At 72.8% G+C, this 18,848-nt stretch carries 14 protein-coding genes; 8 read left to right on the plus strand and 6 right to left on the minus strand.

The window, feature by feature from the left end; all coding sequences use genetic code 11:
* Positions 1 to 13: 13 nt before the first annotated feature.
* The gene (locus MTQ10_RS07225; RefSeq protein WP_247463441.1) at positions 14 to 634 is read right to left on the minus strand and encodes a CBS domain-containing protein; all 621 of its coding nucleotides are present in this window, start codon (positions 632 to 634) and stop codon (positions 14 to 16) included.
* Positions 635 to 1,291: 657 nt separating this feature from the next.
* On the opposite strand from MTQ10_RS07225, the gene MTQ10_RS07230 reads away from it, so the two are divergent.
* From MTQ10_RS07230 to MTQ10_RS07245, 4 genes are all read left to right on the plus strand, one after another.
* On the plus strand, positions 1,292 to 2,851 hold the full coding sequence (locus MTQ10_RS07230; RefSeq protein ID WP_247463443.1) for a Re/Si-specific NAD(P)(+) transhydrogenase subunit alpha: 1,560 nt from the start codon (positions 1,292 to 1,294) through the stop codon (positions 2,849 to 2,851).
* 4 nt (positions 2,852 to 2,855) lie between these two features.
* Positions 2,856 to 4,322, plus strand: coding sequence for a Re/Si-specific NAD(P)(+) transhydrogenase subunit beta (gene pntB, locus MTQ10_RS07235; RefSeq protein WP_247463446.1), 1,467 nt, complete (start codon positions 2,856 to 2,858; stop codon positions 4,320 to 4,322).
* Between the two features lie 641 nt (positions 4,323 to 4,963).
* The gene (locus MTQ10_RS07240) at positions 4,964 to 6,709 is read left to right on the plus strand and encodes a SpoIIE family protein phosphatase (RefSeq protein WP_374117580.1); all 1,746 of its coding nucleotides are present in this window, start codon (positions 4,964 to 4,966) and stop codon (positions 6,707 to 6,709) included.
* A 202-nt stretch (positions 6,710 to 6,911) separates the two neighbouring features.
* Entirely contained in the window at positions 6,912 to 9,032 is a 2,121-nt protein-coding gene (locus tag MTQ10_RS07245; RefSeq protein ID WP_247463447.1) for a SpoIIE family protein phosphatase, read from the plus strand.
* A 115-nt stretch (positions 9,033 to 9,147) separates the two neighbouring features.
* On the opposite strand, the gene MTQ10_RS07250 is transcribed toward MTQ10_RS07245, so the two are convergent.
* The gene (locus tag MTQ10_RS07250) at positions 9,148 to 9,750 is read right to left on the minus strand and encodes a TetR/AcrR family transcriptional regulator (RefSeq protein WP_247463449.1); all 603 of its coding nucleotides are present in this window, start codon (positions 9,748 to 9,750) and stop codon (positions 9,148 to 9,150) included.
* 211 nt (positions 9,751 to 9,961) lie between these two features.
* Here MTQ10_RS07250 and MTQ10_RS07255 point away from each other — a divergent pair, with 211 nt between their 5' ends.
* Together MTQ10_RS07255 and MTQ10_RS07260 are read left to right on the plus strand one after the other, a co-directional pair.
* Complete coding sequence (locus MTQ10_RS07255; protein WP_247463451.1) at positions 9,962 to 11,098, plus strand: FAD-dependent oxidoreductase; 1,137 nt, start codon at positions 9,962 to 9,964, stop codon at positions 11,096 to 11,098.
* A gap of 155 nt (positions 11,099 to 11,253) precedes the next feature.
* Positions 11,254 to 11,973 carry a YoaK family protein gene (locus MTQ10_RS07260; RefSeq protein WP_247463453.1) on the plus strand — a complete coding sequence of 240 codons (720 nt, stop codon included), beginning with the start codon at positions 11,254 to 11,256 and terminating at the stop codon, positions 11,971 to 11,973.
* 98 nt (positions 11,974 to 12,071) lie between these two features.
* Here the strand turns inward: MTQ10_RS07260 and MTQ10_RS07265 are convergent, their stop codons facing one another.
* On the minus strand, positions 12,072 to 12,692 hold the full coding sequence (locus MTQ10_RS07265) for a dihydrofolate reductase family protein (RefSeq protein ID WP_247463455.1): 621 nt from the start codon (positions 12,690 to 12,692) through the stop codon (positions 12,072 to 12,074).
* A gap of 264 nt (positions 12,693 to 12,956) precedes the next feature.
* On the opposite strand from MTQ10_RS07265, the gene MTQ10_RS07270 reads away from it, so the two are divergent.
* Entirely contained in the window at positions 12,957 to 13,901 is a 945-nt protein-coding gene (locus tag MTQ10_RS07270) for an SDR family oxidoreductase (RefSeq protein WP_247463457.1), read from the plus strand.
* Positions 13,902 to 13,953: 52 nt separating this feature from the next.
* On the opposite strand, the gene MTQ10_RS07275 is transcribed toward MTQ10_RS07270, so the two are convergent.
* Both MTQ10_RS07275 and MTQ10_RS07280 read right to left on the minus strand, forming a co-directional pair.
* Entirely contained in the window at positions 13,954 to 14,301 is a 348-nt protein-coding gene (locus MTQ10_RS07275; RefSeq protein WP_247463460.1) for a VOC family protein, read from the minus strand.
* A 253-nt stretch (positions 14,302 to 14,554) separates the two neighbouring features.
* Positions 14,555 to 15,766, minus strand: coding sequence for a phospholipase D-like domain-containing protein (locus MTQ10_RS07280; protein WP_247463462.1), 1,212 nt, complete (start codon positions 15,764 to 15,766; stop codon positions 14,555 to 14,557).
* A 467-nt stretch (positions 15,767 to 16,233) separates the two neighbouring features.
* Here MTQ10_RS07280 and MTQ10_RS07285 point away from each other — a divergent pair, with 467 nt between their 5' ends.
* Entirely contained in the window at positions 16,234 to 17,124 is an 891-nt protein-coding gene (locus tag MTQ10_RS07285; RefSeq protein ID WP_247463464.1) for a glycoside hydrolase family 19 protein, read from the plus strand.
* A 114-nt stretch (positions 17,125 to 17,238) separates the two neighbouring features.
* Here MTQ10_RS07285 and MTQ10_RS07290 read toward each other — a convergent pair whose 3' ends face one another.
* Positions 17,239 to 18,747, minus strand: a complete 1,509-nt coding sequence (locus MTQ10_RS07290) for a DUF4246 domain-containing protein (RefSeq protein WP_247463466.1) — start codon at positions 18,745 to 18,747, stop codon at positions 17,239 to 17,241.
* Between the last annotated feature and the right edge of the window lie 101 nt (positions 18,748 to 18,848).

Genomic DNA, 18,848 nt, shown 5'->3' on the forward strand with positions numbered 1-18,848 from the left:
CCGCCCCCCCCGGCTACCGGTAGACCACGTTCAGCCGGACGTCCACGACCCCCTCCACGGCGCGCACCGCCCGAGCGATCACCGGCAGCAGCCCGCGGTCCGGCAGCGCACCGGAGAGCGTGACCACGCCGTCGTCCACCGACGCCGTCAGCGTGTCGCCGGGCGGCAGCAGATTGAGCACGCCGTGCCGGATCTCCTGGTCGATCTCCTCGTCGGGACGCAGGAACACCTTCAGCAGGTCACTGCGGCTCACCACGCCCTGGAGCAGGCCGACGCCGTCCACGACGGGCAGCCGCTTGACGTGCCGCCGGGCCATGATGCGGGCCGCCTCGGCGACGGTGGCGTCGGCGTGCACGGTGACGGCCGGGGCGCTCATCAGATCGCCCGCCGTCAGCGCCTCCGCCTTGATCCGCTCGGCCATGTCGCCCTGGTCGGTGTCGCGGAACTCCTCCTTCGGCAGCAGGTCCGCCTCGGACACCACGCCGACCACACGGCCCTCACCGGCCAGCACCGGCAGGGCACTGACCTTCCATTCGTCCATCAGGGCGACGATCTCCTTGAAGGAGGCCTTGCTGCCGACGGCGACGACGGTGTGCGTCATCACGTCGCTCACGGTGTACGGGGATTCGGGCATCGCGGCCTCCCGGGGCGTGGCCGACCGTCAGGTCGGGGAAGTGGGGGGACGGGCAGGACACGACGGCGGCAGCGGGGGCCGCACCGCCCGCACGGCCGCGTACCCCCGCCGGAACCGACGCCGGCGACGGTGGACCGCCAGGACCTGTCCATGTCTCGACGGTGCCGGTCCGTACGCCGCCGGTACAGGGGCCGAAGGGCCCGACGGCGGACCCGACGTCCCTGCGCGCCCCGCCCTCCACGAGCGGCCGGGACGCCGTACGCCACCAGAACTCACGGCCGTACGGACGCCGGGGCCACCGCCCGCCCTGCGGGCGCAGGTGGCCCGACTCGCCGCGCGGGCAGGCGGATCCGGCGACGCGCGGCCCCTCACGCAGGCCGGCCGCGCGACCTCTCCCGCGTCGGACACGACGCGATGCGCGCTCGCAGCATGCCCTGAGCACGGGACCGGCCTGACCGCGCGAGGACTGCCGGACGGCCGGTCCGGCGGTGTCCGAGAGCCGTCGGTCACTCCGGCAGGGTGAAAGACGTCACCGTGCCGTCGCGTTGGCCCGCATCCTCCCGAGAGGTAGGTTCCACCGATCACAGGGGAAGACGTCCTGTACTGCCGTGTGCACAGCTCCCCTTCCGCACCCTCCTCTGATGAGAGATTCGGGACATGTCTGCTGAAGAACGCTCACATCGCCTACCCCGGCGTATCGGTGTGGTGGCCGAGTCCGTGTCCGGAGAGACCCGTGTCGCGGCGACCCCGGCCACCACACGGACGCTGCTGGGCCTCGGCTACGAGGTCGTCGTCGAACCCGGCGCCGGTGAGGCCTCCGGGTTCACCGACCAGGCGTACGCCGATGCCGGTGCCGCGATCGGCGAGGCCTGGGACGCGGATGTCGTTCTGAAGGTGAACGCCCCCTCGGACACCGAGATCCGTCGGCTGCGGCGGGGCGCGACCCTGGTGGCGCTGCTGAGTCCGGCGCAGAAGCCGGAACTGCTCCAGGCGCTCGCCGACGCGGGGATCACCGCGCTCGCCCTGGACGCGGTGCCGCGGATCTCCCGCGCCCAGTCGATGGACGTGCTGTCGTCGATGGCGAACATCGCCGGCTACCGCGCCGTCATAGAAGCCGCGCACGTCTTCGGCCGGTTCTTCACCGGCCAGGTCACCGCCGCCGGCAAGGTGCCGCCCGCGAAGGTCCTCGTCGCCGGTGCCGGCGTGGCCGGTCTCGCCGCGATCGGCGCTGCCTCCAGCCTCGGCGCCGTCGTACGCGCCACCGACCCCCGGCCCGAGGTCGCCGACCAGGTGAAGTCCCTCGGCGGTGAATACCTCGCGGTGGACGTCGAACAGGAGACGAGCACCGACGGATACGCCAAGGCCACCTCCGCCGACTACGACCGCGCCGCGGCCGAGCTGTACCACGAGCAGGCCAAGGACGTGGACATCGTCATCACCACCGCGCTGATCCCCGGCCGGCCCGCTCCCCGGCTGCTGACGGCCGAGGACGTCGCCGTGATGAAGCCGGGCAGCGTCATCGTGGACATGGCCGCCGCGCAGGGCGGCAACGTCGAGGGGACCGTGCCGGGCCGCGCCGTCGTCACCGACAACGGCGTCACCCTCATCGGCTACACCGACCTGGCCTCCCGGCTCCCCGCGCAGGCCTCCCAGCTGTTCGGCACCAACCTTGTCAACCTCGTCAAGCTGCTCACACCCGGCAAGGACGGGCAGCTCGTCCTCGACTTCGACGACGTCGTGCAGCGGGCCGTGACCGTGGTCCGCGACGGCGAGATCACCTGGCCGCCGCCGCCCGTGTCCGTGTCGGCCGCACCCGCCGCCCCCGCCGAGGCGCCCGCCGCGGCGGCGCCCGAGCCGGAGCGTGCACGCCTGACGCCCGCCGCTCGGCTCGGCCTCATCGGCCTCGGCATGTTCGCGCTGTTCCTCCTGGTCGCCTTCGCCCCCGCCCAACTCGCCCGGAACTTCACGGTGTTCGCCCTGTCCGTGGTGATCGGCTACTACGTCATCGGCAAGGTGCACCACGCGCTGCACACCCCGCTGATGTCGGTGACCAACGCGATCTCCGGCATCGTCGTCATCGGCGCGCTGCTGCAGATCGGACACGAGAGCGCCCTCGTCACCACCCTGTCGGTGGTGGCGATCCTGCTGACCAGCATCAACATCTTCGGCGGTTTCGCCGTCACCCGCCGCATGCTCTCCATGTTCTCGAAGGGCTGAGCCGATGACCTCCCTGACAGCCTCACACGCCGCCGACCTGGTCGCCGCGCTGCTGTTCATCCTCAGCCTGGCCGGCCTGTCCCAGCACCACACCTCCCGCGCCGGCGTCGTCTACGGCATCGCCGGCATGGTCCTCGCCCTCGCCGCCACCGTCGTCCTCGCAGCGCAGAGCATCTCCGCCGGCGCGGTCACTCTCATCGTGGCGGCGATGGCGCTCGGCGCAGCGATCGGCCTGTGGCGGGCCCGCCGCGTCGAGATGACCCAGATGCCCGAACTCATCGCCGTGCTGCACAGTTTCGTCGGCCTCGCCGCCGTGCTGGTCGGCTGGAACAGCTATCTCCAGGTGGAGGCGCACGGCGACGCGCAGACCCACGTCGCCGACGACCTGCTCGGCATCCACCATGCCGAGGTGTTCATCGGCATCTTCATCGGCGCGGTCACCTTCACCGGCTCCATCGTTGCGTTCCTCAAACTGTCCGCGCGCATCAAGTCCCGGCCGCTGATGCTGCCCGGCAAGAACGCGCTGAACATCGGCGCGCTCGTCGTGTTCGTCGCACTGACCGTGTGGTTCACCGTCAGCCCCGGGCTGCCGCTGATGATCGCGGTGACCGCGCTGGCGCTGGCCCTCGGCTGGCATCTGGTCGCCTCGATCGGCGGCGGCGACATGCCCGTCGTCGTGTCGATGCTGAACAGCTACTCCGGCTGGGCGGCGGCAGCGGCCGGCTTCCTCCTCGACAACAACCTGCTCATCGTCACCGGCGCGCTCGTCGGCTCCTCCGGCGCCTACCTGTCGTACATCATGTGCAAGGCGATGAACCGGTCCTTCCTGTCCGTCATCGCCGGCGGTTTCGGCATCGAGGCGCCGTCCGGCGGCGGCGAGGAACAGGGCGAGCACCGCGAGGTGCGGGCGGCGGACGCGGCCGAGCTGCTCGCGCAGGCCCGCTCGGTGATCATCACGCCCGGTTACGGCATGGCGGTGGCGCAGGCCCAGCACCCGGTCGCGGAACTGACCCGCCGGCTGCGTGAGCGCGGGGTGGAGGTCCGCTTCGGCGTCCACCCGGTGGCCGGGCGTCTGCCCGGGCACATGAACGTGCTGCTGGCCGAGGCGAAGGTGCCGTACGACATCGTCCTGGAGATGGACGAGATCAACGACGACTTCGCCGAGACCTCCGTCGTCCTGGTGATCGGCGCGAACGACACCGTCAACCCGGCCGCGACGGAGGACCCGTCCAGCCCGATCGCCGGGATGCCGGTGCTGCGGGTGTGGGAGGCGGAGCACGTCATCGTCTTCAAGCGGTCGATGGCCTCGGGCTACGCCGGTGTGCAGAACCCGCTGTTCTTCCGCGAGAACACCAGCATGCTGTTCGGGGACGCCAAGCGGAGCGTCGACGACATCCTCGACGCCCTCGGCACCAGCAGCGGCGGCGGCCCGGACCCGTCGACCCGCCGGGCCACCGTGGCCGGCCGCTAGCGCCACCTCCCCGACGGCGTGAGGCGGCCGTACCCGGCCCGCTCCGCCCGCTCGTCCGCCCGTGCCCACCCGACGGCCGCGCCGCCCGGTGGGCATCGGCCGTCACGGGGGCCGAGCGGCACGGCGGCCCCGCGCGTCGGGGTGCCGCACGGCGGTACGCGCGTGTGCGTGGCCCCGGTGGCGGACGTGCCCGCCCCGACCGTCGGACGCACGTCCGTACGGGTGCGCGCGTGGCCGAGTCCGCGGCACCCGGGAGACGGCGGTGGCCCGTCACGTACGCGCGCGTGCGCAGCCCGGGCGGCGTCGCGGCACCCGGGCCGTGCCCTCTCGCGGCCGTACGCGCGCGTGCGGGGGCGAGACGGCGTTGCTCCCCTCGGTGGTGCCCCTGTCCCGGCCGTACGCGCGCGTGCGGGGGCGAGGGCGAGGAACCCGTCGTACCGTACGGTCGTCGACGCGGCCCTCCCGGAGCGCCGGCCCCCGCGGCCGTGCCCCCGGGTTCGGCCCGCCGGCGTGCCGTCCCGCCCGGCCGCGGCGCGGCGGACGCGGCGCCGGCCGTCGGGATGCCCGGCCCGTTCCCGGGAAGAGGAGCACACGGCACACCGACGGTCCGGCCGGCCGGCGATCACGAAGGAGGCACACCGGTGGCGGAGCAGGAGCACACCAGGAGCGTCCGGCAGCACACCACGGCAGCGGACGACCCCGCCGTGACCGCGGCCCTGGCCGCCATCGGCGCGGCGGCGTACGTGGTCGACGACAAGGGATGCATCATCGCCGTCAACATCCGCGCACAGCGGCTGCTGGCCCGCAGCGCCGAGGAACTCCTCGGCCGGGACGCCCACGACCTGCTCCACCGAGACGCCCACGGCCACACGATCCCGGCCAGCCGCTGCACCATGCGGCCGGCGTTCCACGCACGGTGCACGGCGCAGGCCGCGGGGGAGTGGTTCCTGCGCGGCGACGACTCCCTGCTGCCCGTCTCCTGGCTGCTCACTCCCTTCGGCACCGGCACCCAGGAGGCCACCCTCGTCGTCTTCCACCGCGAGCGGCCCCTCGCGGGCGACGTGCACCGACCGGACAGCGACCCCCGGCCGCAGCCCGCCGCGGAGGGCCTCACCGAGCTGGAACGGCTCGCCCTGCTGGCCGAGACCACGACCACCCTCACCTCCACCCTCGACGCCCAGGAGACCCAGCGCCGGCTCGTGACGCTGCTGGTGCCGCGGCTGGCGGACTGGGCGGTCATCGACCTCATCACGGAGGGCGCCGAGGTGTGGCGCACCGCCGTGGTCCACGCCGCCGGATCCGCCCTCGCGCACCACGAGGAGCTGGAAGGGCCGATGCCCCCGGTGACCGAGGCATCCGCCATGCCCCTGTCCAAGGCGCTGCGCGGTGTCGCCTCCACCCTCGCGGGGCCCACCACGTACCAGGGGCCTCCCGACTCCGGGATCGCCGTCGAACAGCGGCGCCTGTTCGAGACGACCGGCATCCGCTCCGCGGCCATCGTGCCGCTGCGCAGCACCCGCGACGTCGTCGGAGCGCTCACCCTCGGCAGAGGGGCGGAAAGAGCCGCGTTCATCAGCGGCGACCTCCCCTTGATCGAGGACATCGCCCGCCGTGCCGCCCTCGCTCTGGACAACGCGCGCCTCTACCAGCGCCAGCGCAAGGTCGCCCAGACCATGCAGAGCCATCTGCTGCCCCGGCTGCCCAGCCTGGGCGGGCTGGAGATGACCGCGCGCTACCTGCCCGCACCGGACGCCTCACAGGTGGGCGGCGACTGGTACGACGCCTTCCGCCTGTCCGACGGGGCGACGGCCCTGACCATCGGGGACGTCGTCGGCCACGACCTGGAGGCCGCCGCCGGCATGGCCCAGGTGCGCAACATGCTCCGCGCCTACGCGTGGGCGCACCAGGATCCCCCGAGCAGGATCGTCGAACGGCTCGACGAGGCCGTCACCCACGTCACCAATGTGCCCATGGCCACGATGATCTTCGCGCGTGTCGAACGGGAGGAGCCCGCCGACTGGCGGCTGCGCTGGACCAACGCCGGGCACCCGCCGCCGCTGCTGATCACCCGGGGCGGTGCCGCCCACTACCTCAACGACGGCCACGGCATCCTGCTGGGCACGGGGACCCGCACCCCGCGTCCCGACGCCACCGTGCTCCTGCCGCCGGGGTCCACGCTGGTGCTGTACACGGACGGGCTGATCGAGACGCACCGGCACGGACTGGACGAGGGGCTGCGGCGGCTCGGCCGGCACGCCGCCGCCCTCGCCCAGCGGCCCCTCACCGTCTTCGCCGACCAGCTCCTGCGCCGGGTCCGCCCCTCCGACAACGACGACGACGTGGCCCTGCTCGCGCTGCGCACCCCGGCCGCGGACGACATCGGGTAGGACGCGCACCCGCCGGCCCACCGCGCTGTGAGCCCCACGGTGCTCCCCGACGGCACCACCGGACCGCCTCGGCGTCGCGCCTGCGCGCTCTGCTGGTGCCGGGCACCCCCCTCACCTCCGTAGAATCAACTATCGAATGTCCGTGTTTGCTCGGATATGGAGGGTTTTCGGATCGCGGTGCCGGCGAAAGGGAGCAAGGGGTTTGTCCGAGGGCACAGGGCTTGGCCGACGCCTGCTCGACCATCTGCTGACGGAGTCCGTACGCGATCTGGGCGCGCACGCCGCCGGTCTGTACCTCGTCGCCCCCGGCCGGCAGGTGCTCGCGCTGGACACCCTGACGGGGCTGCCCGCGGAGTCCATGGCGCCGTGGCAGCGGATCTCCCTCGCCTACCCCGCACCGGTCACCGACGCGGTGCGCTCGCGCGAGCTGGTGTGGGTCGCCTCCCAGGAGGAACTCGTCCGGCGCTATCCACGCGCCGCACTCGTGCTGCCGTACCACTTCGCCCTCGCCGGTGCCCCGATCCTGCACGGTGACACGGTGATGGGCGCGCTGCTGCTGATGTGGCCCGGCCCCCGGCACGACCTGGTGCCCTCGGTCCGCGCCGGCATCGCCTCGGTCTGCACCCTCCTCGGTCATGTCCTCGCCGCGGCCCGGCACACCGACCGGCCGCCCGCCCCGCTCCCGGTGGCGCGCAGCCTGGCCCGCCCGACGGCCGAGCCCCCCGCGTCACCGGCGGACGCCGTCGCGGCCTACGCCCGGCGCCTGCCCGAGCCCGGTGTCGCCCTCGGCCTGGACGGGAGGATCACCTTCATCACCCCCAGCGCGGCCCGCCTGGTCGGTGCGGACCGGCAAAAGCTGATCGGCACGCTCCCGTGGGAATCCCTGGAGTGGCTGCACGACCCGGTCTACGAGGATCGCTACCGGGCGGCCGTGATGAGCCGCCGCCCCACCTTCTTCACCGCCCGGCGGCCCGACGGGGCCTGGCTGCGCTTCGAGCTGTTCCCCGACGACACCGGCATCAGCGTACGGATCACCCCCGCGCCCAGTCCGGCCGACGGCGGCACCGTGTGGCCGCGCCGGACGGGGGAGGGCGCGGCCATGACGGAGGCGCCGGTGCGGGTGGGGGCGCTCTACCGCCTGATGCATCTGGCCGGTGCGCTCAGCGAGGCGGTCGGCACCGAGGACGTGGTGCGGCTGGTCGCCGACACCGTGCTGCCCGCGTTCGACGCGCAGGCGCTGGCCATGCTGGTCGCCGAGGCGGGCCGGCTGCGGATCGTCGGCTACCACGGTTACCCGGCCGAGACGATGGACCGTTTCGACGGCACCCCGCTCACCTCGCCCACTCCGGGCGTGAGGGCCCTGACGCAAGGAGCGGCCAGCTTCTTCGCCAGCCGTGAGGAACTCGACCGCGCCTTCCCGGCCCGCGCCGACCGCTGGGACGGCATGTCCGCCTGGGCGTTCCTGCCGCTGACGGTCTCCGGCCGCCCGGTCGGCACGTGTGTCCTCGGCTTCACCCGTCCGCACCCGTTTCCCGCCGAGGAGCGGGCCGCGCTGGCGTCGCTCGCCGGGCTCCTGTCCCAGGCCCTCGACCGGGCCCGCCTCTACGACACCGAGCACGCGCTCGCGCAGAGTCTCCAGACGGGCCTCCTGCCGCACACCCTGCCGGACGTGCCCGGCATGGAGGTCGCGGCCCGCTATCTGCCCGCCACCCACGGCATGGACATCGGCGGCGACTTCTACGATCTGATCCGCCTCGACGCCACCACCGTCGCCGCCGTCATCGGCGACGTCCAGGGGCACAACGTGGCCGCCGCCGCCCTCATGGGCCAGGTCCGCACCGCGATCCTCGCCCACGCCACCGCCGGCGCCGCCCCCGACGAGGTCCTGGCCCGCACCAACCGGCTGCTGACCGGCCTCGACCCCGGACTGTTCACCAGCTGCCTGTACGCCCGTATCGACCTCGCCGCCGGCACCGCCCAGGTGGCGACCGCCGGGCATCTGCCGCCCGTGCTGCGCGGGCCCGACGGGACCGCGGAGGCCGTGGAGTTCGAGCCCGGGCTGCTGCTCGGCATCGACCCGCGCGCCGGCTACCCCTCCCACACCCTCGCCCTGCCGCCGGGTTCCGTGCTGGCGTTGTTCACCGATGGTCTCGTCGAGAGCCCGGACCGGTCCCTCGACACGGGCATCGCCGGCCTCGCCCGGGACCTGGCCTGCGGTCCGGTGGAGCTGCCGGCTCTGGCCGACGCGCTCACGGCGCCCGTCCGCGCGGCCGGCGACCGCACCGACGACGTGGCGCTGCTGCTTCTGCGGCCGACGGGATAGGAGCCGTACGGGCCTGGCGTCCCGGCGTACCGGTCCGGCGTGCCGGGGTCCGGGCCCGGCGTCCCGGTCGGCACGATCCGCGCACCGGACTCAGGGGGCGGGCGTTCGGCGGACGTCAGCCGGACGCGAGGGCGTTCCAGCCCCGCTCCAGCAGGTCGAAAGCGCGGACGAGCGCCTCGCGTGTGTCGGCGTGGCCACGGGCGGCGCGGGGCGCCTCCAGGGCGAAGTGCGCGAGGGCGGTGCAGGCGGGGTCGCCCTCCGGCAGGCCGCTCTCCTCGGCGATCACCCGGGCCAGGGCGGCCGTGTGCCGCAGCCACATGTTCTGTGCGTAGTCCCGCAGGGCCGGTGTGCTGTTGACCAGTTCGAGATACGCGGCGAAGCCCTCGTCCCCGTCCGCGCCGGCCGTGCGGCTGCGCAGCGCGTGATCCCGCAGGGCGGCCGGCACCGACTGCCCGGCGGGACGCTCCCGTACGGCGGCCAGCAGCTCCGCCTCGTGATCGGCCTCCTCGTCGAAGACGAGGGCCTCCTTGACCGGGAAGTGCTTGAACAGCGTGGTCGTGGAGACGTCGGCGGCGTCGGCGATCTCGCGGATGCCGACGTCGTCGTACCCGCGTTCCAGGAACAGGCGCAGGGCCGCGTCGGCGATGGCCCGGCGGGTGGCCGCCTTCTTGCGCTCGCGGCGCCCCATCGGCGGACGGCCGCTGTCGGTCTCGGTCATGCCCGGCAGCCTACCCCTTCGGTTGCTCGACTTCAAAAGTTGAGTTGTTGCACTTATTGAGTTGTTGTGCTGTTCTGGATCCGGGGCCGCCGCCGCGGAACGACCGACGGCCGCCCCGCTCGTCCGGCATGCCCCGGGCATCACGCGCCGCCGGCCGAACGCCGGGTCACGGCACATCGGCACTTGCTTCCCGTACGAACGGAGTTCCGTCATGACCACCGCCCCCGCACCCCGTATCGCCGTCGTCGGCGCCGGCCCCGGCGGCCTGACCTGCGCCCGCATCCTGCAGCGGCACGGCATCGCCGTCACCGTGTACGACCGGGACGGCGGCCCGGCCGACCGAAACCAGGGCGGCACCCTGGACCTGCACGACGAGGACGGCCAGATCGCCCTCCGCGAGGCCGGGCTGCTCGACGACTTCTTCCGTCTCTCCCGCCCCGAGGGGCAGGAGATGCGGCAGCTCGACCCGGCCGGGACGCTGCACTTCCACCACGTCCCCGCCGAGGACGAACGCGTCAAGCCCGAGATCGACCGGGGCGTGCTGCGCGAACTGCTGCTGAACTCGCTGGAGCCCGGCACCGTGCGCTGGGGCCACGCCCTGCGGTCCGTCGAGGGACCCGCGGGCGGCCCGCGCCGGCTGCTGTTCGCCGACGGCACCACCGTCGAAGCCGACCTCGTCATCGGAGCCGACGGCGCCTGGTCCAAGGTCCGCCGCGCCGTCTCCGACGCCGCCCCCCGCTACACCGGGGTCACGTTCCTGGAGGCCTGGTTCGACGACGTCGACACCGCCCATCCCGAGATCGCCGAGTTCGTCGGACAGGGCTCGGCCGCCGCCGACGGCGACAGGGGCCTGTTCGCCCAGCGCAACGGCGGCGACCACATCCGCGTCTACGTCATCCAGCGCCTCCCCGAGGACTGGATCGCCGCCGCCGGCCTGACCGCCGGTGACACCGAGGGCGTCCGCGCCCTCCTCCTCGGCCACTTCCGCGACTGGGCGCCCGCCTGGCGCCGCCTGCTCACCGACAACGACGGCCCCTACGTCGACCGCCCCATCCATGCCCTGCCCGTCCCGCACACCTGGGAGCACGACCCGTCCGTCACCCTGCTGGGCGACGCCGCCCACCTCATGCCGCCGCTCGGTGTCGGCGTCAACCTGGCCATGCTCGACGCGTGCGAACTCGCGCTCGCCGTCGCCCGCCACGACAGCCTCGACGACGCCGTCCGCGACTACGAGAAGACGATGCTGCCCCGCTCCACGCGGATGCAGGAACTCCTGGACAACGGTGCCGCCGAACTGATCTCCGCCGAGCTGCCCGACTTCGCACAGGAAGGCCCCGCCGCGGGCTGACGCCCCCGCCGGCCCGTCCCCGGCGCCGTACGGCCACCGGGTGCGCCTCCGCTGGCCGCCGCCCGGCCGTGATCGTACGCTCCCGATGTGACCGTTCCCGAAGGAACCGCGCGCCGGACGGACGACCGCGGGCGGACATGTGACGGGACGCCGAGGTGACGCCGGAGACGAAGGGCCCGCTCACCTCGGCCATGGTGGCCCTGACGGCGACGACGGGCCTCATCGAAGCCGTCAGCTACCTCGTGCTGGGCCCGGCCTTCACCGCCATGCAGACGGGCAACCTGCTGCTCCTCGCCTTCGCGCTCACCGGGCAGGGCGGGTCCGTGACGGCCTCCCTCGCCTCCCTGGGCGGCTTCGTCCTCGGTGTGGTGCTGGGCGCCCGCACGGAGTCCCGGCTCGACAGGCGCGGCCATGAATGGCTGGTGTCCGCACTGCTGGTGGAGGCCGCGCTGCTGGCCGCGGCGGGCGGGGTGGCGTGGCAGATCGACGACACCGGCGGCCCGCTGTCCGCCCGGCACCACGTCGTGATCTGCCTCGTCGCGGTCGCGATGGGCATGCGCAACGTCACCACCATGCGGGCCAAGGTGCCCGACCTGCCCACCACCTTGACCACCCGCTCCATGACCGCCCTGTTCATGGGCTCACCCCTGGGCCTGGACACATCGGTCGGCACGGGTGCCCGCAAGACGGCCCGCCGCGCGGCCTCCGTGGGGGCGATGTTCCTCGGCGGCCTCCTGGGCGCCTGGATGCTGCGCGAGTCGGTGCGTCCGCCGCTGGTCCTCCTGACAGCGGCGGCGGCCGTCCTCTGCGTGGCCGAGACGTTCAGCCTGGTGGCGCGCCGACGCCGTAGGCACGCGCCGACGGCCCGTCCATAGGCAGGCGCGCGCCGAGCAGCGGGGCGCGGACCGCATCGACGGCGACGACCTCCTGATCGGCCTCGCCCGACTGGGCCGCGGCGTGGCAGCGGACGTCCTCACCGCGACCGGCGCCGACCCGACCGCACTGGCCGGCACCCGCCGACCGGCGCCTGACGCGCGACGCGGTACCGCAGGTGCACGTAGCGTGAGGCGAAGGTGCGCGTCTCGACCAGGTCGAGATCCACGCGCCGCTCGTCGCGGGCGAAGAACGGGATGCCGCCGCCGACGAGCACCGGACAGACCATGATCCGGTACTCGTCGATCAGATCCTCGGCGGCAGCCTCCGCGGCGAGCGTCGCACCGCCGATCGCGATCTCGCCGTCGCCCGGTTCGGCCCGCAGCCGCCGGATCTCCTCCGCGACGCTGCCGGAGGCCGGCCGGGCGGCCCGGCCCCGGACCGATGTCAGCGTCCGGGAGAACACCACCTTGGGCAGCGGATTCCACAGCTTTGCCCACTCGCGTTCCGCGTCGTCGAACGAGGCCTGCCGCCCGGGGTCCTCCCAGTAGAGCATCGTCTCGTACAGTCTGCGCCCCAGCAGATGCACATCGACCTTGCGGGTCTCGTCGATCCAGAACCGGAAGACTTCCGGGTCCGGCGCCGACCACTGGAAGCCGCCGTCCGGCCCGACGATGTAGCCGTCGAGCGACGTGCTCATGGAATAGGTCACACTGCGCATGCCAAGCCCTCCTCGGACACCGGGTACCGGACGAGACCCCGGGACACCGCGGAACTCATCGCTCCCCGGCCCGCATCACCGGGACGCCGCCGGATGTCCCGTACGGAGCCGGACGGGGCGGGGCGGCGCCGGGACGCAGCGGATCAGGCCGGCCGGGTGGGGCACCACCACCCGGGTACCCGGGACTCCGTGCGAATCGCCCGCCCGCGTCGTCGGCGGGAGCGCGCGCCCGAGACCGCGAACCGCCCGGAAGCGAGCCCGCCCATGCACCGCACCGCAAGCCCGTCCCCGACCGGCCCGGACACCCCCGACCCGCGGCTGGGAGGCCGTGTCGCCGTCGTCACCGGCGCCGCCCGCGGCATCGGCGAAGCCCTGACGCGGCGCCTGTCGGAGGCCGGCATGCACATCGCACTCGTGGGCCGTGAGGCAGGCACCCTGCACGCGGCGGCCTCGGCCCTGTCCACGCCCAGCCTGTGCGTCGAGGCCGACGTCACCGACCAGGACGCCCTCGACGCCGCCGCACGGACGGTGGCCGATCGGCTCGGCCCGGCGTCCGTGGTCGTCGCCAACGCGGGGGTCGCCGCCGGCGGGCCGTTCCGTATGACCGACGCCGACCTGTGGCGGCGCGTCGTGGACGTCAACCTCGTCGGCTCCGCGAACACCGCCCGGGCCTTCCTGCCCCAACTTGCCCGCACCCACGGCTACTTCCTGCAGATCGCCTCCACCGCCGCCTTCGGATCGGCCCCCATGATGAGTGCCTACTGCGCCTCCAAGGCCGGAGCGGAGTCCTTCGCCCTGTCCCTGCGGTACGAGGTCGAGCCCGACGGTGTCACCGTCGGCGTCGCCTACCTCCACTGGACCGGCACGGACATGATCTCCGGCCTCGACGACCACCCGGTGCTGCGGGCCCTGCGCGCACGCCAGCCCTGGTTCGCGCGGCGCGTGCACACACCCGAGCAGGTCGCCGACCGGCTCGCCGCCGGGATCGCGCACCGCGCCCCGGCCGTCTACGCACCGCCCTGGCTGCGCTGGTGCCAGCCCCTGCGCCCCCTGTTCCCAGCGCTGGTCGGCCGCGTCGCGAGAGCCGAGATACGGCGCACGCCGACCGCCGACTTCGCCGCCGACACCGGCATCATGGGCGAGGGCGGTCGCGCCGACTGGCAGGCCTACCAGCGCACCGGCCGCGACCGGCCGCCCGCACGGGACTGACCGGCCCGGCCGCTCCGCCGCCGAGGCCGACCCCGTCCGTCCGCCGCGGCCGTCAGACGTGCCCCAGCACATTCACCACCCGCCCGTCGGGGTCACGGACGAAGCACCGCCGTACCCTCCACTCCTCGTCCTGCAACGGGTGCACGATCTCCGCGCCGCTCGCCCGCACCGCCTCGTAGGCCGCGTCCACATCGTCCACCTCGATGCTCATGCCGGGTGCCACGGGCGCGGTCCTGCCGGCGGTCATGACGCTGACCTGCGCCGCCGGCCGGGACGGCGACGCGAGCGTCGCGATCCACCCGTGATCCATGACCTCCTCGAAACCCAGCAGGCCGTAGAAATCCCGGCTCTCCCGCATGGCCTGCGTGTGGATGTCGGGTACGACACGGCGAACGGTCATCGGACGGCTCCGTACGTGAGAGGGGGGACACCCTCGGGCGAAGGCGTCCGGCGGTCCTTCCGCCCCGGTGGCCCGGGGTGCTGCCCATGACTGCGATGCGCCGCCCGCGAGGGCTGATTCGCCGCCCGGCGACGACATCGGTGCCCGTCGCGCCCGCCGGAGGGCCGAAGTCGCCCCGCAGTCGTCGGAGTTGCCGACCGCGCGCGTTGATGGCGCCCTTGCTCCAGCAGCCCGGCCCCGGCGGTGCGGTGTCTCACAGGAACCGGCGGATCGGGGTGACGGCGGCCTCCTTGAACCGCTGGGCCGCCGCGCGGCGGCGCCACCGGCCGAGGACGATCTCCTCGCTGCGCTCCAGGTCGGCGTCGTAGTCGCGGTCCAGGTCGGCGGTGAACGCCTCGTCCAGGACCGCCAGCATGACCTCCTCGTCATGGTCCATGGACCGGCGGTTGAAGTTCGTCGAGCCGATCAGCGAGGCGACCGAGTCCACCGTGATGATCTTGGCGTGCATCATCGTCGGCTGGTACTGGCGGATGCGCACCCCGGCCTCCAGCAGACGCGTGTAGTGCTGCTGCCCGGCGATCTGGCAGGCCCGCTGGTCCGTATGAGGCCCCGGCAGCAGGATCTCCACCCGCACGCCGCGCCGGGCCGTACGGCACAACAGGTCGACGAAGTAGGTGTCGGGCGCGAAGTAGGCCGTGGCGAGACGGAAGCGACGCTCGGCCGAGGCGAGCATGACCCGGATGAGGGTCTGCATGTCCTGCCAGCCGAGGCTGGCCGAGCCGCGCACCACCTGCACGATCGACGAGCCGACCTGCTCGTGCTCCGCGAACCGGTCACGGTCGTCGAAGAGTTCCTCGTGGCACTCCGCCCAGTTCTGCGCGAACGCCGCCGCGATGCCGTCCACGGCCGGGCCGCGCACCCGGACATGCGTGTCACGCCACTCGCGGGGATTACGGGCGTCACCGCACCACTCCTCCGCGATGCCGACACCGCCGGTGAACGCCGTGTGCTCGTCGACGATCAGCGCCTTGCGGTGGCAACGGTGGTTCTGCTTGAACGGCGACAGCCACACCGGCTTGCGGAACCAGGCCACCTGCACCCCGGCCGCGTCCATCAGGTCCAGCAGCTCCTGCTCGATCTCCTTGGCCCCGAACCCGTCCAGCAGCAGCCGCACCCGCACCCCGGCCCGGGCACGCTCGGCAAGCGCCAGCGCGAAATCGTGCGCGATCCGACCACGCCAGTACACGAACGTCATCATGTCGATCGTGTACTGCGCCGAGCGGACCGCCCCGAGCATCGCCGGAAAGATCTCGTCGCCGTTGCGCAGCGGGACCAGCTCGTTCCCCTCGGTCGCCGCGACCCCGATCAGCCGCTCCAGTCGTCTGCGCAGCCGCTGCTTGCGAGCAGCCGCGTCCGCCGGGGCGTCCTCGCCTGCCGAAGCCGCCGGTACACCGTCGAGGATCACGTCCTGTCTCCCGTTCCGTCGCGGACTGCTCTCCGTGAGCCCTGGTCACCCCAGGGCCCGCGAGGGCCACAGGGGTCGACTGCGCGGTCCTGTGTCGCGCAGGAGGCCCCGACCGGGCCCGTGAACCCTCATGCCCGGCGGAAGCCGATGCATGTCGGTGCCGTCCGCCGACCGGGTGGACGGTGCTGGAGCGAGCCTCCACGGAGGTCCGGACGCGGGACCGGCAGACGGAAGCTCGCGCAGCCAACTCAACCATGGCAGTGGCCAGTTGACTGACAAGGCACGGATGTCGAGCCTGTTTGAGAGCGCTCTCTTGACTGGTACAGACCAATGCGGTTGAGTGTGCTCCGGAACCCCCCACCACGGCCGCTTCCCCGCGCGCACCCAGCCATCGGCACGCGTACGGCGGGGCGGGGCTGCTCTGCCGTGCCCGGACAGCGGCCGTGACGCACAGAGGAGTTGATTTCGTGTCGAGACGTCGTGTCTCCGCTGTCGTGGCCGCCCTCATGCTCGCCGGTGCCGCACCGGTCGTGCTCCCGGCCGGCAGCGCCGTCGCAGCGTCCTGCTCCAGCTATCCCAACTGGGTGGCGGGCGCCTGGTACAACGCCGGCGACATCGTCCGCTACACCGACGGCAAGGCCTACATAGCCGAGCACGCCAACCCGGGCTACGACCCCACCATCAGCACCTGGTACTGGGAGCCGTACGCCTGCGACGGCGGGTCGGACACGCCGAGCGGGAACTTCGTGGTGACGGAGGCCCAGTTCAACCAGATGTTCCCGAACAGGAACCCCTTCTACACGTACAGCGGCCTCGTCGCGGCCCTGAGCGCCTACCCCGGCTTCGCCAACACCGGCAGCGACACGGTGAGGAAGCAGGAGGCCGCCGCCTTCCTCGCCAACGTCAGTCACGAGACCGGCGGGCTGGTGCACGTGGTCGAGCAGAACACCGCCAACTATCCGCACTACTGCGACTGGAGCCAGCCCTACGGCTGCCCGGCCGGTCAGGCCGCCTACTACGGGCGCGGCCCGATCCAGCTCAGCTGGAACTTCAACTACAAGGCGGCCGGCGACGCCCTCGGCATCGACCTGCTGAACAACCCCTGGCTGGTGCAGAACGACGCCGCCGTCGCCTGGAAGACCGCCCTCTGGTACTGGAACACCCAGTCCGGCCCCGGCAGCATGACCCCGCACAACGCCATGGTGAACGGCGCCGGGTTCGGCCAGACGATCCGCAGCATCAACGGCTCCCTGGAGTGCGACGGCCGCAACCCGGCCCAGGTGCAGAGCCGCGTGGACGCCTACCAGCGGTTCACGCAGATCCTCGGCACGACGCCCGGCGGCAACCTGTACTGCTGACGCAGCCGACGCCTGACGCCCGACGCCTGACGCGGCGCCCCGCCGCTCCGGCGCCCCGAGGGCGGTGCACCCCCGCTCCAGGCAGGGCGGGGGTGCGCCGCCGTATCGCGGACATCAGTGCTCGCAGAGGGAGAACTCCCGCTCGTACAGCTGCTCGTTGTGTTCGTCGACGAAGAACTTCCGCTCCCGCATGAGCTGCTCGCGGTAGGCCTTGGCCTCGTCGAGCGTCATCGTGGAGGTGTCGGCCCACGGCTGCTGCGGCGGCACGTCCGAGGTCGAGACGATCCGCTCCGACGGATCGACGAGGAAGAACACCAATATCTTGCGGTGCCCCGGACGGGTGGGGTCCGCGAGACGGAACGAATCCACGCGGTGCTGCAGCACGTTCGGGAACGCCAGGCACCGGCCCGCCGGTGTCTCCACCGAGCCCAGCACCTGGTTCAGCGCGTCCTCGTCCTCCAGGCCGTACACGTCACGCAGACCGTTGTCGTCGTTCTGCTCGTACTCCGGGTGGTCGAGCGCCGCCCGGAAGCCGAGCCGGCTCTCGGTGATGTTGTCGCTGTCCCAGTAGTAGATACCGGTCGACACGATCCGCTCGTTCAGCATGCCCTCGACATGCCAGGAACCGCCCGGGTACTCGGGCTTGTCCAGGGTGAGCTGGATCGTGGCGAGCTTGACGATCACCTGGAGCCGTCGGCCGCGCAGACGGACCCGGGCCGCTTCGTCGGGCAGCTCGGGCGGAGTGAACGCGGGGGCGTCCGGCACGACCGGCCGACGGTTCTCCCACCAGTCGTCCATGGCCCCCTCGTACGCGTCGTAGGCCTGCGCGTAGGCGGCGTCGTCGCTGTAGGCGGAGCGGTCCGGGCACTGGGGCTCGGAGTCGTACCACCCGAACGGATCCACCTCGATCCGCAACGGCCGCGGATGCCGCAGGTCGGTGAGCACGTTCTCCCACAGCGGGAGGAAGCGGGCGAACAGGTCCGGCAGCACGGCCGCCAGTTCGTGATGCCGCTCCGGATGGACGTTGTTGACATACGACCGGAAGGTGACGTCCCCTTCGTCCGTCACGTCGACGTCCGTGGGCAGCCACTGGAACTTCTCCGAGAACTCGTGCCTGGAGTAGTGGTCCGTCGGGTTTCGCCAGGCCCGCTCGGGTGCTCCGCTCACCCCCCGTACGAGGCAGAACAGGGAGGGATGGACCAGGTCCAGCACCTGTCCGTCGGACCCGGGATGCCAGTCCTTCTCGCTCTCCGGGACGTCCTCCAGCACCCGGACCGCCTCCCGCAGCCGCGACCGCAGCTTGTCGTCGACGAGCGTGTCCGACTGCCACACACCGTCGACGACGGACACCTCCGCACCGGTCTTCGGGTCCCGCAGGGCGGCGTAGTGCGCGAGCTCGTCGAGCACGTACCGCACCTGAGCCTCGGTCAGGCCCTGGTCGAGGGCCTCCCGCCTCCAATGGGCGACGATGCCCGCGTCGTGCATCTTCTCGAACCATCGGGGCTTGGCCCTGATGAGCGCGCTGAGCTCCGTCATCTGCCGCTCCCGCAGGGTGCGCGGCTCGGGGAACGACAGGGCACGGGAGGCCTGGAACGGCAGCGGAAAGGCGGACAGGCTGGTCAACGGTCGTGTTCCTCCGAGTCGGTGTGCGATGGTCGGAAGACTACGTGCACCCACTGACAACGCCGCCGCCGTCCCGTGCCGGGGGGTGCGGGTACGGCTGC

The organism is Streptomyces sp. XM83C, from assembly GCF_023072675.1.
Lineage (GTDB): Bacteria > Actinomycetota > Actinomycetes > Streptomycetales > Streptomycetaceae > Streptomyces > Streptomyces thermocoprophilus.